A 13,446-nucleotide genomic window follows, 5' to 3' on the forward strand; every position below is an offset into this window, starting at 1 on the left:
ATGAAATCTAAAGTCATTCATGTATCGGGTATAAATAACAAGACACAACAAAAGCAGCTTGAAGAACATTTGAAATTGATAGATGGTGTGAAAAAAGTGTCAGTAAATCAAACCAATGAGACCATATCAATTGATTTTGAAACGCCAGCAAGTTTAAATAACCTAGAAAAAGAAGTGTATGATTTAGGCTTTGCCATCCTATAATTCAGTAGCATAATTTTTTAATTACTTTTTACATTTTTAAAAGTTGCATTAGATATGTTTGAGTTGTTTTTATATTTTTTATGGTATTTATACAACGTAAATATGTCGAAAATTTAGACTGGAATTTTAATAAATTAAAAAAATTTGGTTATAATGTAGTAATTTATATATAATTGGGGTAATATGAAGTAGAAGCTGAAAGTTAGGGGTGATGATATGAGTAAGGATAACGATAAGATTCAAAACGTAGTTAATCTATTATCATCATTAGGGGTAAACATAAAGAAAACCAAATCAAGATTAGAAGTTATGCATACTTTACCAACTACTGTGAAAACCGCTAACGAACTGAAATAGTATGTTACTTAATTAAGCAATTGGAGTCAACGACTCTTGTCGTTTTTTTATTGTTTTGTAAATATAAGAATATAAAAACTGCTAAAATCAGGTCTATTGATTTTAGCAGTTTTTATAGTTAAATTAAAAAATGTTTGTTAACTTCTAGTTAATTTAGTATTTTCTAATGCAGGCGCATATTGTTTAGGTTGATGATAAGTAATTGATAATAATATCCCTATACCAAACATGAGACTCCATATTGAACTACCACCATAGCTTATAAATGGTAATGGAATACCTGTAATAGGCAACAATTGTATTGTCATACCTATATTTTGTAAGACATGGAAAAGAATGAGCGCTACATAACCAATAATAAATAACTTGTTAAAGGACATATTTGTTTGTGTCGCAAGCCTTACTAAATGGAAAATAAGGGCTAAATATACCAAAATTAATATTACAGATCCAATAAATCCAAATTCTTCTCCAATGACAGAGAAAATAAAGTCAGTATGATTTTCCGGTATATAAACTTCACCATGATTAAAACCTTTACCAAAAAGTTGACCGGAACCAATAGCTTTAAGAGACTCAGTTAAATGATAGCCGTCTCCACTACTATATGTATAAGGATCAAGCCATGAATTGATTCTACCAAGTTGATAAGTTTTAATACCTAAGCCACTTTCTATTAGAGAAGGTTTGTATATTATTGACAAGATAATACCAGAAGCAAACACGATAATTCCAATAAATAAAGGTGCTAGAATTTTCCAAGAAATACCACTAACAATCATTACGCCTATGATAATAGCGCATATGACTAACGTCGTACCTAGGTCATTTTGTAATAGAATTAATGCCATTGGAAGAATAGAGACACCTATGATTTTAAATAGTAATTTAAAATCAGTCTCAATAGATTTATTGAAAGTAAATTTATTATGTTTTGTAATTAATTTTGCTAACGCCAAAATTAATATGACTTTCATAAACTCTGATGGTTGTACGCTAATAGGGCCTAATTTATACCAACTTTTAGCGCCATTAATAATTGGCGTAAACGGTGTCTCTGGAATGATGATTAATACAAACAGCCCAAGACAAAGGATGAAGTATAGTAAGTATGTATATTTCATCCATTTTTTTGGGGAAACAAGCATGATTAAAAATGCAATGAACCCACCAAAGACATAATACAAAATCTGCCTAATACTGAAATTGGCACTATATTGTCCGCCGCCCATTGCTGAATTGATAATTGTGACACTAATAATTGCAAATAATGCTAGGATAGCTATTAATTTCCAGTCTATCCGACGTATCCAATGGTTTTTTTTCAATTGACGTGAAGTACTCATTTCTTACTCCTTTGAAAAGCTAAATTTCTCTATCTATGTATTATATATAGATTTTACCGAATTTTTTAACATATTGCTAGAAGTAGGGTGCTAAATCGAAAATTTAAAATAGATTATTTTGAATTTATAGAAATAGGTGAGTTACATAAACTTTCAAAACATCTATATAATAGAACGAAAAATAAATGATTATTAAACTACTTTACAAATGCAAAAAATTATTAAATCGTGATATGATGTAGTTTAAGAATTGTATATGGAGGCAAAATTATGGCTAAGGAAAATGTATGTATCGTATACGGAGGAAAGAGTGCGGAACACGATGTTTCAATATTAACAGCACAAAATGTCTTAAATGCCATTGATAAAGATCAGTATCAAGTAGACATTATTTACATCACAAATGATGGTGACTGGAAAAAGAAAGAGAATATCGTGGACACTATAAATAATATAGACACTTTACGTTTAACTGACGTTGCTGCTGGTGAAATCTCTCAATTACTAAGTGTTGGTAGTACAGGAGATAGATATAGCGCAGTATTTCCACTATTACATGGTCCAAATGGTGAAGATGGAACGATACAAGGTTTATTTGAAGTGCTAGATTTACCATATGTAGGTAACGGTGTATTAGCAGCTTCAAGTTCGATGGATAAGCTAGTAATGAAACAATTATTCGAACATAGAGGATTACCGCAATTACCATATGTAAGTTTTTTGAGAAGTGAATACCATAAATATGAAAATAATATTTTAAAATTAGTACATGATAAATTAGAATATCCAGTATTTGTTAAACCTGCAAATTTAGGTTCTAGTGTAGGTATCAGTAAATGTAATAATGAAGAAGAATTAAAATCAGGAATTGAAGAAGCATTTCAGTTTGACCGTAAATTAGTGATTGAACAAGGTATTGATGCAAGAGAAATAGAAGTCGCTGTATTAGGTAATGACTATCCTGAAACGACTTGGCCAGGTGAAGTGATTAAGGAAGTAGCCTTCTATGATTATAAAGCTAAGTACAAAGATGGAAATATTAAATTAGATATTCCAGCTGATTTAGATGAAGAAGTTCAAATGACACTAAGAAATATGGCAGTTGAAGCGTTTAAAGCTACTGACTGTTCTGGTTTATTACGTGCAGACTTTTTTGTTACAGAAGACAATCAAATTTTCATAAATGAAACAAATGCTATGCCAGGATTTACTGCATTTAGTATGTACCCTAGTCTGTGGGAAAATATGGGCGTTTCATATTCTGATTTAATTAAGAAGTTAATTGAGTTAGCAAAAGAAAAACATGAAGATAAAAAACAAAATAAATATATAATTGATTGAGGAGTATAAACCATGATTGAAGTAACTTTAGAGCAAGTCAAAGACTGGATTCCATGTGACATCGATAATGAATATATGGATTATACAATTAAAGGTGTATCTATAGATTCACGCGTTGTTAATGATCAAAATTTATTTATTCCATTTAAAGGAGAGCATGTTGATGGACATCGATACGTTGCTCAAGCATTGAAAGATGGTGCAAGTGCAGCTTTTTATCAAAAAGATGTTGCTTTAGATGAACAAGTTACTGGTCCAATCATATGGGTTGATGACACGCTTGAAGCATTACAACAATTATCTAAAGCGTATTTAGAATTTGTAAATCCTCAAGTGATAGCCGTGACAGGCTCAAATGGGAAAACAACCACTAAAGATATGATTGAAAGTGTGTTGAAACCTCAATTTAAAGTAAAGAAAACACAAGGTAATTATAATAATGAAATTGGATTACCGTTAACCATATTACAATTAGATTTAGACACTGAGATATCTATTTTAGAAATGGGGATGTCTGGTTTTCACGAGATTGAGCTGTTATCAAAATTAGCTGAACCTAATATTGCAGTGATTACCAATATTGGAGAATCACACATGCAAGATTTAGGGTCTAGAGAAGGTATTGCACAAGCTAAAGCTGAAATTACACTAGGTTTAAAGAAAGACGGTTTATTTATTTATGATGGCGATGAACCATTATTAGAACCACATGTTCAAAATTTAAAAGAAGTTGAATTAGTAAGCGTAGGTCAAGCAGCTCATAATACACTCGTTTGTCATTTAGAAGATATTGAAAATGAAGGTATAGCATTTAATGTTAATGGTGAAGAACGATATGAATTGCCAATATTAGGTGAACATAATATGAAGAATGCTACCTATGCTATTGCTATAGGTAAACGATTGAATTTAAATTACGATACGATATTTCATAATTTAGCTCAAGTGACGTTGACTGGTATGAGAATGGAACAGCATATTACTGAGGATCATACGGTAGTAATAAATGATGCATATAATGCGAGTCCTACAAGTATGAAAGCAGCCATAGATACACTTTCTGGTATGAGAGGACGAAAAATCATTGTGCTTGGTGATGTATTAGAATTAGGTACTGATAGCCAAATGATGCATGAAGCTGTAGGAAAGTACTTGAAAGATAAAGATATCAGTACATTATTTACATTTGGCCAAGAAGCGGCTTACATCTATAATAGTGGAAAGGATTACGTCCAACACGCTGAACACTATGAAGATAAAAATGCTTTGATAGCTGCACTACTCACACATCTACAACCTGAAGATAAAGTGCTTATAAAAGGTTCGAGAGGTATGAAGTTAGAGGAAGTTGTAGAAACACTTTTGAAATAAATAGTTTGAATGCTATTTTAATATAGTACAAAGTAAATATTATGAGAATACGTAAAATATAATAATGGAGATTTCAACACAATATATTTCTTGAATAGAGATATATTGTGTTTTATGTTTTAAATGCGTAATAGCGATTAGAGAACAACACATAAAGTGTTAGTGTAGTATTTAAACGGGTAAAAGAATATAGGTATTAAGAAATGATATTATATACCTATGTGTTAAAAATCTCTGTAATCTATATGTATAAACATCTAACAATTATTTTAAATAACAATTAAATAAAGTGTAATATACCGAAAGAATAATCAGACAATTAACTGAATAAATAAATTAACAAATTTTTTTTAGAAGAAAAAAAGTAATCACCTGAAAGTCAATCAAACGCTTACAACCTATATATCACAACATTTACAAAAGAGTAGTAATTAGGAAACTATTGATAATCGACCCATTTATTCAAATTTGGTTTATTGCGATTATACACTTGAGGTGGTACTATTAAGAAGTTGAAGAAACTTAAGTGAACATATATGTATAGAAATACAGATAAATAAAGGAGAATTATATTGCAAAATTTTAAAGAATTAGGGATCTCAGATAAGATGGCAGAAACCCTAGAAACAATGGGGTTCAGTGATGCCACTCCTATTCAAAAAGAGAGTATCCCTCTTGCCTTAGAAGGCAAAGACGTTCTTGGCCAAGCGCAAACTGGTACAGGTAAAACAGGCGCATTTGGTATTCCGTTAATCGAAAAAGTAGCGGGTCGAGAAGGTGTTCAATCACTAATCCTTGCACCAACAAGAGAATTAGCTATGCAAGTAGCTGAATCTATTAAAGAATTTAGTAAAGGCCAAAACGTACAAGTCGTTACTGTTTTTGGTGGTATGCCAATAGATCGTCAAATTAGATCTCTTAAAAAAGGACCACAAGTAGTAGTAGGTACACCAGGTCGTGTAATTGACCATTTAAATCGTCGTACTTTGAAAACTACTGATATTCATACGCTTATATTAGATGAAGCGGATGAAATGATGAACATGGGCTTCATCGATGATATGAAATTTATCATGGACAAAATCCCAGCATCACAACGTCAAACAATGTTGTTTTCTGCTACAATGCCGAAAGCAATCCAAACACTAGTACAACAATTTATGAAGTCTCCAGTTATTGTTAAAACAATGAACAATGAAACTTCAAATCCTCAAATTGAAGAATTCTATACAATTGTAAAAGAATTAGAAAAATTTGATACTTTCACAAGCTTTTTAGATGTACATCAGCCAGAATTAGCAATTGTATTCGGACGTACAAAACGTCGTGTAGATGAATTAACAAGTGCGTTAATTTCTAAAGGATATAAAGCTGAAGGCTTACATGGTGATATCACACAAGCTAAACGTTTAGAAGTATTGAAAAAATTCAAAAACGATCAACTAGATATCTTAGTTGCGACTGATGTTGCAGCAAGAGGACTTGATATTTCAGGCGTGAGTCATGTTTATAACTTCGATATCCCTCAAGATACAGAAAGTTATACTCATAGAATCGGACGTACAGGTCGTGCTGGTAAAGAAGGTATTGCAATTACATTTGTTAACCCAATTGAGATGGATTACATCCGTCAAATTGAACAAGCTAACAAGCGAGAAATGCAAGCATTAAGACCACCTCATCGTAAAGAAGTGTTAAAAGCACGTGAAAACGATATTAAAGGTAAAGTTCAAAATTGGATGACTAGAGAAAATGAACCTAGATTACAACGCATTGCTTCTGAATTAATTGAAGAATATAGCGATGTTGATTTAGTTGCTTCATTATTACAAGAATTAGTAGAGTCAAATGATGATGTTGATGTACAATTAACATTTGAAAAACCATTATCTCGTAAAGGCCGTCAAAGCAAAGGCCCAAGACGTGGTGGTAATAACAATAAACGTGGTAACAACAACAAGTTCGATAACAAAAATCGTCGCTCAAAAGGCGGATTCAACAATAACAAGAAGAAGAACGAAAAACCTTCTTCTGACAAAAACAATAACAAGAAATCAATGAAAGGTCGCACATTCGCAGACCATAAAAAATAGAATGCTTTATCATATATGAAATTTAGGTTTAATCATCTCATTAACGTGAGATGATTTTTTTTGTTGTATATCAAGTTGTAGGATAGTTTCTATAATATAAATAACCAAAACAACTTATTTGTTTGATATTTAAATTGTAGTACATTTTAAAGGGACGATGAAGTATATATAAATGCTATGTTATAATTAATTGGAATCTTTATTAAGGAGTGTACAAATGGCTAAAGACCTATTGTTTAAGAGAAGTCCAAAGGAAGCTATGAAGTATTACTATACAATAAAAGTATTAGAATTTATGTTGAGTATGGTTATAGCAACGGTTGTATTTTTTTTATGGAGTCACTTTAATTGGTGGCATTTTATCTTGTATTTAATCATTGCTTTTATAGTTTTTAATATTTTGTATACTTTAATTACACCCTGGATAAAATATAAGTATGCTTTTTATCGAGTAGAAAATAAACATATTGAAATAAAATATGATTTCTTTTTTAAATCTCATAAAATAGTGAAATTAGAACGAACTCAATTGATTGAGCGCAAATATAATCCTATATTAAGTAGATTAGGATTAGCTAAAGTTTCATTAATAACTGCGGGACATACAGTTAGTTTTCCATTATTGACTGATGAAGAAGCGATAGTTATTGAATCGAAATCATTAAGTTACCTAAGAGGAGCTGATTACGATGTATAATCCTCAAAAGTTACATCCTATTTCATACTTAGCGGGTATTATTGATGCGATCAAACAAAATATCTTTTTAGTAATTATCTTTTTAGTGTTTAACTTGAAAGATTTTGACTTTACTAATATACGTTCATACATATTTCCAGGGATAGTGTTTATATTCTTTCTGTTTTCTTTTGTGACGCAAGTTCTAAAAGTATATAATACGAGTTATTGGATAGAAAACGATCACTTTGTATTAACGACAGGTATATTTACAAAAGCACGAAAAGAATTGAATATACGTCGTATTCAAACATTAGATACTACGCAAGGCGTCATTCATCAACTTGTGGGAGGCGTAAAATTACAGATTAAAACGCCGAGTGATGGCATTGATTTAGATACAGTTTCTAAAAATCAAAGTGAACTCATTCAACAAGCTATTAAAGCAAAACAACAAGATTTAATCAATACTGCTGAAGTTTCCCAACAAGATGATACTTTACAAGGACATGATAAGACATTAGAAACTAAAGGTCCTCAAATCATTCATTTGTATAAATTGAAATTTAAGGAACTTTTATTGATGGCTCTAACAAGTGGAGCAATTGGAGTAGCTTTTGCTGCGTTATCACCTATTATAGGTGGATTTTCTGATGTAATTCCTTGGGAAAAAATAACAGGACAATTTGCGCATATATCACAAGCTATTTCAGTAATTATCATTATGATGATTGCTTTGGTTATAGTAGGTAGTTATGCGATTGGTACATTGATTGTAATTATACGTAATTTTAATTATACAGTTACGCAACAAGACAATCAGTTAAACATTAAATATGGCTTATTTAATGTTAAAAATATTACGGTGCCTACAGATAGGGTACAATCAGTGGTTGAAAAACAATCATTTTTAAGAAACTTATTTGGCTATACCTCTATACATTTTGTTATTACAAGTGATATGGAAGATTTTGATAAAGATGATGTTTCGTTAGATGGTAACGTTATGATTTTGCCGTTTATCAAGCGTGAAAAGGCCTTTGAAATAATTAAAAATCTTATGCCAAATATGGCGTTTGCGCCAGCGAAACAAGGTATGCCTTGGAGAGGATTTCATAGGTTGTTTTGGAGGCAAGCTTTATTGCTTATTATCATTGCTAGTGTTGTGGCATACTTTTGGAAACCGTGGATTTTTCTTGTTGTTGGGTTAATTATCATAGTACATATTATCCATAGTTTGAAAGTAGTAAAAGTATCCGGTTTTAAAATTCAAAACGATGAACTAGTTGTGCGTAATGTGACGCCATTTGGATTTAAAAATACTTACTTTAAACATGATAAAATATTAGGTATGGAAATTAAAAAAAATCCATTTTTAGAAAAAAATAATTTGGCTAATTTTAATTTTATAATTGCCAAAGGTCCTTCGAATGATAATATCGGATTAAAGTATAGTAATGATAGTGATGTGACAGCTTTACAATCATGGTATTTAGGAGGAAATCCTCATGACTAATTATAATTATATGGATTCATCTGGAAAAAAAGTCATGCGACTTACTGGTATTATTATAGTTGCCGTCTTATGTATGGTGATTGCAGCAGTGTATGTTGTTTACTCATTATGGCTAGATTGGCTAGCCCCAAATGTAATGAATTGGATATTGATTATCGGTTTTATCATAGTACTATTACTTTTGATATTTGAAGTTGTAATCATTCCAATATACAAATTTAAAATTTTCAAATATAAGTTAACTGAGAATGAAATTATTGTGAGAAATGGTTTTTGGTTTATTAAAATAGTGAAAATCCCGTTATTTAGAATACAAAATGTTGATACACATGAAGGTATATTAATGAGAAAATACGGTTTGTCTAGTATCACATTATCAACTGCTGGCGGTAATGCTAAAATAAATTTGATAAAAAAAGAAACTGCGATTTTGCTTAAAAAGCAAATAAAGCAAATAAATTATCCGCATTCTTCAGAGTCAGATACAAATAATGCTTAAAAATCCAAACATACTTAAATTTGTTATTAAGCGTATCAATATGAGGAGGGGCCTATGATACATGGTATTGGTATAGATTTAATAGAAATTGATAGAATAAAAACACTTTTGCAAAGGCAAGGTAAATTAGTAGAGCGTGTATTAAGTGAAAATGAACAACAAAAGTTCAATGATTTGAACTTGGAAAAACGTAAAATTGAGTTTTTAGCTGGACGATTTGCTTGTAAAGAAGCATTTAGTAAAGCATTAGGTACAGGTCTTGGTAAAACAATCGCGTTGAATGAAATAGATTGTTTTAATGATGAATTAGGCAAACCGTGTATTAATTATGAAGGGTTTAGCGTTCATGTGAGTATTACACATACTGAACATTATGCTATGAGCCAAGTCATTTTAGAAGTATAATATTTGAAAATATATAAATGTCAGTATGTTTAATTTGGCTATCCTATCTAGCTTATTATAAAATTGAGTTAATTATAGAAAAACTTATTTAATTAATACAGGAGGTATTTATTTTATGTCTGATAAGTATTATAGATCGACCTATTTGAATGTAGACTTAAATGCTATCGTTTCAAACTTCCAAGTGTTTCAGAAACTACATCCTAGTAAAACAGTTATCCCAGTAGTTAAAGCAAATGGTTATGGACTTGGTAGTATAATGATTGCACGTCAACTCATGGATAACGGTGCTGAGTTTTTTGCAGTAGCAACTTTAGATGAAGCTATAGAATTACGCATGCATGGTATTAACGCCAAGATACTGGTATTAGGTGTAATCCCTTCATATGATATAAATAAAGCGATACAGCATCGTGTTGCAATCACTGTCCCTTCTGAAAAATGGTTGAATGAGGCAATACAGCAAATATCAGAAAAAAATGAAAAAGATCTATGGATTCATGTCAAATTAGATACTGGTATGGGCAGATTAGGTGTGAAGAATGTTGAAGAATATCAATCTGTGATAGATTTGATTCATTCGCATGATCATTTGATTTTTGAAGGAGTATTTACTCACTTTGCTTGTGCAGACGAACCTGGAGATTCAATGAATCAACAACAATCCAATTTTGAAGAAATTGTTAATCAAGTAGAAAGACCTGATTATATTCATTCCCAAAATTCTGCAGGTGCATTAATGAAAGACACTCAATTTTGTAATGCAGTGAGAATAGGAATTTCGTTATATGGTTATTATCCTTCAGAATATGTAAAATCAAATGTTAAAGTACATTTGAAACCTAGCGCACAATGGATTAGTGAAGTTGTTCAAACTAAGGTATTACAAGCAGGTGAATCTGTGAGTTATGGCAGCATCTATACAGCAAATGAACCTACCAAAATAGGAATTATTCCAGTCGGATATGCAGATGGTTACCCAAGATTAATGTCTGGATTCAATGTGAACGTCAATGGTCACCAATGTGAAGTGATAGGAAAAGTATGTATGGACCAAATTATAATAAAAATTCCTGAAGTAGTTACAGCGGGAGATAAAGTGATTTTAATGGACCATCATAGCGATAGTCCACAATCTGCAGAAGCTTTGGCACAACAACAACAAACAATTAATTATGAAGTTTTATGTCGCTTTAATAGAAGACTCCCACGGGTATATCATGGGACCGAGGACCTAGAAATTCGCAATGAATTATTAAAATAGTATAGTCACTGTGTGTAAAATTTGTTATTATGTATCTAACAACAAAACATATTATATTCTATTTTAGTCTCATGGAGGTCTTTATTCATGGTAAGTTTTACTCAAAGCAGAAATCACAGTATTGAACAATTACTAAAAGAAGGCTATTCTCAAATGGCCGACTTAAACCTCTCCCTTGCAGCAGAAGCATTTCCATTTGAATGTGAAGCTTGTGATTGCAACGAAGTCTACATCAGCTCTAAGAATAACAATGAATGATGAGAAGAGGCGACGTTTATTTAGCTGATTTATCACCAGTGCAAGGGTCTGAGCAAGGGGGAATTAGACCTGTCGTGATTATACAAAACGATACTGGAAATAAATATAGTCCTACCGTAATTGTAGCAGCAATTACTGGTAGGATAAATAAAGCTAAAATACCAACACATGTAGAAATAGAAAAAAGTAAGTATAAGCTAGATAAAGATTCTGTTATTTTGTTAGAACAAATTAGAACTTTAGATAAAAACAGACTGAAAGAAAAATTAACTTATCTCTCTGATGATAAAATGAGAGAAGTAAACAATGCTATTGACATAAGCTTAGGATTACATAGTGTTAGGACAAACAAATCCTAATTTTAAAGGTGAGTTAAACAAATTAATACAATAGTGAATTATAGACATCAATTCTCTATAACATGTAATAAGCACTTAAATACAAAATTAAATGGATTCAAGATTATAGTGATTTCCAGTTTTTGTAGTATAAGACCTTTAAATAGGATGTCTAAGTTGAAAAGCTTTAGGTTATCCTAAAGCTTTTTTAATACCCAAAGATAATGGCTGAGCCTAATTGAAATAGTATATTTATAAAATATTCGATATAAATGTTATTAATATGATGACAAGATGGACGTAAAGTTTTGAGATATGTTAAAGATCGGTATACGCGATTTATATTTGCATTTTGAGGAGGAATTACTGCGTGGAAGAATTCAAAAATCAATATAAAGCGCTAATTGATGAAAGTTTAATTACAACAGACACAACAGATTTATTGAATAAAACTGAAATCTTCACAAACGAGGTGATAAAAAAAGATTTATTACCAGAAGATATTGTGGAAATGCATAAAAATTATGTGAAAATGTTGAATTTAGATGAAACTCAAATATTAAAAACTTTCAATGTGCTTAAAGAAGTAGTAAAAGGTTTTGGTTATAATTATAGAGATTACCAACAACTTGTAAATCGATTGCAATATCATGATAAAGAAATCGACTTAGCTTCGAGATTACAACAAACTATGCTTAAAACCGATATTCCTCAATTCGATAGTATTCAAATTGGCGTTATCTCTGTAGCTGCACAAAAGGTGAGCGGAGATTACTTTAATTTAATAGATCACAAAGATGGAACAATGAGTTTTGCAGTAGCTGATGTCATTGGTAAGGGTATACCAGCAGCGCTAGCGATGAGTATGATTAAATTTGGTATGGACTCATACGGTCATTCCCAACTTCCAAGTGATGGTTTAAAACGTCTAAATAGAGTAGTAGAAAAAAATGTTAACCAAAACATGTTTGTAACGATGTTTTATGGGTTATATGAAGAGTTAAATCATCTGTTATATTGTAGTTCTGCTGGTCATGAACCAGGCTATATCTATAGGGCTGAAACAGAAGAATTTGAGGAAATTAGTGTAAGAGGCAGAGTATTAGGTGTTAATCAACAAACTAGGTATAAACAACAAGAAATACCGATATATATAGATGACTTTGTAATTATATTTACGGATGGTGTTACTGAAGTTAGAAATGAACAAGGTGACTTTTTAGATAAAAGCCATCTTTTAAGTATGATTCACAAATACAAACACATGCATCCTCAAGATATTGTTCAACTTCTTTATGAAGCGATATTGAAGATACAAAACCCTGATAAGAGAGATGATTTGACTATATTAATTATAAAAAGGGTTAATTAGATTCTTAATAGTTAAGGTTAGTTTTGTATTTTAAGGGTATAAAAGTTAAGAATTAGACTATAATTAGGAGTGTAATGTTATGAATCTTAATATTGAAACAGTAACTCATGATACGCATTATGAGGTGAAAGTTGGCGGTGAGTTAGACGTTTATACTGTTCCGGAATTAGAAGAAGTCTTAGTGCCGATGCGCCAAGAAGGAACTCATGATATATATGTGAATTTAGAAAACGTAAGTTACATGGATTCCACTGGTTTAGGATTATTCGTAGGTACGTTAAAAGCGCTAAATCAACATGATAAAGAATTATTTATATTAGGTGTTTCAGATCGAATAAGTCGATTGTTTGATATCACTGGATTAAAAGATTTGATGCATGTTAATGAAGGAACGGAGGTCGAATAA

Annotated in this window: 15 protein-coding genes; 14 read left to right on the forward strand and 1 reads right to left on the reverse strand. The window is 31.1% G+C overall.

Features of this window, described 5'->3' with window-relative positions; translation table 11 throughout:
* Together csoZ and PYW31_RS03975 are read left to right on the forward strand one after the other, a co-directional pair.
* Positions 1-204, forward strand: coding sequence for a putative copper chaperone CsoZ (csoZ, locus tag PYW31_RS03970; protein ID WP_046837783.1), 204 nt, complete (start codon positions 1-3; stop codon positions 202-204).
* Between the two features lie 216 nt (positions 205-420).
* The gene (locus PYW31_RS03975) at positions 421-561 is read left to right on the forward strand and encodes an Lmo0850 family protein (RefSeq protein ID WP_101118351.1); all 141 of its coding nucleotides are present in this window, start codon (positions 421-423) and stop codon (positions 559-561) included.
* 137 nt (positions 562-698) lie between these two features.
* On the opposite strand, the gene PYW31_RS03980 is transcribed toward PYW31_RS03975, so the two are convergent.
* On the reverse strand, positions 699-1,907 hold the full coding sequence (locus PYW31_RS03980) for an FtsW/RodA/SpoVE family cell cycle protein (protein WP_046837782.1): 1,209 nt from the start codon (positions 1,905-1,907) through the stop codon (positions 699-701).
* 270 nt (positions 1,908-2,177) lie between these two features.
* On the opposite strand from PYW31_RS03980, the gene PYW31_RS03985 reads away from it, so the two are divergent.
* The 12 genes from PYW31_RS03985 (at position 2,178) to PYW31_RS04040 (ending at position 13,446) form a co-directional block, all read left to right on the forward strand.
* Positions 2,178-3,248, forward strand: a complete 1,071-nt coding sequence (locus PYW31_RS03985) for a D-alanine--D-alanine ligase (protein ID WP_046837781.1) — start codon at positions 2,178-2,180, stop codon at positions 3,246-3,248.
* Between the two features lie 12 nt (positions 3,249-3,260).
* Entirely contained in the window at positions 3,261-4,619 is a 1,359-nt protein-coding gene (locus PYW31_RS03990) for a UDP-N-acetylmuramoyl-tripeptide--D-alanyl-D-alanine ligase (protein WP_046837780.1), read from the forward strand.
* Between the two features lie 572 nt (positions 4,620-5,191).
* On the forward strand, positions 5,192-6,712 hold the full coding sequence (gene cshA, locus PYW31_RS03995; protein WP_046837779.1) for a degradosome RNA helicase CshA: 1,521 nt from the start codon (positions 5,192-5,194) through the stop codon (positions 6,710-6,712).
* Between the two features lie 217 nt (positions 6,713-6,929).
* The gene (locus tag PYW31_RS04000; protein WP_046837778.1) at positions 6,930-7,409 is read left to right on the forward strand and encodes a PH domain-containing protein; all 480 of its coding nucleotides are present in this window, start codon (positions 6,930-6,932) and stop codon (positions 7,407-7,409) included.
* The gene (locus PYW31_RS04005; protein WP_046837777.1) at positions 7,402-8,904 is read left to right on the forward strand and encodes a PH domain-containing protein; all 1,503 of its coding nucleotides are present in this window, start codon (positions 7,402-7,404) and stop codon (positions 8,902-8,904) included. Before PYW31_RS04000 ends, PYW31_RS04005 begins: the two co-directional genes overlap by 8 nt.
* Entirely contained in the window at positions 8,897-9,403 is a 507-nt protein-coding gene (locus tag PYW31_RS04010) for a PH domain-containing protein (RefSeq protein WP_046837776.1), read from the forward strand. The genes PYW31_RS04005 and PYW31_RS04010 overlap by 8 nt, the downstream gene beginning before the upstream one ends.
* A 54-nt stretch (positions 9,404-9,457) precedes the next feature.
* Positions 9,458-9,808 (forward strand): holo-ACP synthase, encoded by a 351-nt coding sequence (gene acpS, locus PYW31_RS04015; protein ID WP_046837775.1) that lies wholly within the window; start codon positions 9,458-9,460, stop codon positions 9,806-9,808.
* Positions 9,809-9,923: 115 nt separating this feature from the next.
* Complete coding sequence (gene alr, locus PYW31_RS04020) at positions 9,924-11,072, forward strand: alanine racemase (RefSeq protein ID WP_046837774.1); 1,149 nt, start codon at positions 9,924-9,926, stop codon at positions 11,070-11,072.
* An 87-nt stretch (positions 11,073-11,159) separates the two neighbouring features.
* Positions 11,160-11,330: a type II toxin-antitoxin system antitoxin MazE gene (mazE, locus tag PYW31_RS04025; RefSeq protein ID WP_046837773.1), complete on the forward strand. Its 171-nt coding sequence runs from the start codon at positions 11,160-11,162 to the stop codon at positions 11,328-11,330.
* Complete coding sequence (locus PYW31_RS04030; RefSeq protein WP_046837772.1) at positions 11,327-11,689, forward strand: type II toxin-antitoxin system PemK/MazF family toxin; 363 nt, start codon at positions 11,327-11,329, stop codon at positions 11,687-11,689. The genes mazE and PYW31_RS04030 overlap by 4 nt, the downstream gene beginning before the upstream one ends.
* A gap of 349 nt (positions 11,690-12,038) precedes the next feature.
* Positions 12,039-13,040 carry a SpoIIE family protein phosphatase gene (locus PYW31_RS04035; protein ID WP_046837771.1) on the forward strand — a complete coding sequence of 334 codons (1,002 nt, stop codon included), beginning with the start codon at positions 12,039-12,041 and terminating at the stop codon, positions 13,038-13,040.
* Between the two features lie 79 nt (positions 13,041-13,119).
* Positions 13,120-13,446 (forward strand): anti-sigma factor antagonist, encoded by a 327-nt coding sequence (locus PYW31_RS04040; RefSeq protein ID WP_046837770.1) that lies wholly within the window; start codon positions 13,120-13,122, stop codon positions 13,444-13,446.

Origin of the sequence: Staphylococcus succinus, assembly GCF_029024945.1 — a bacterium.
Taxonomy (GTDB): domain Bacteria; phylum Bacillota; class Bacilli; order Staphylococcales; family Staphylococcaceae; genus Staphylococcus; species Staphylococcus succinus.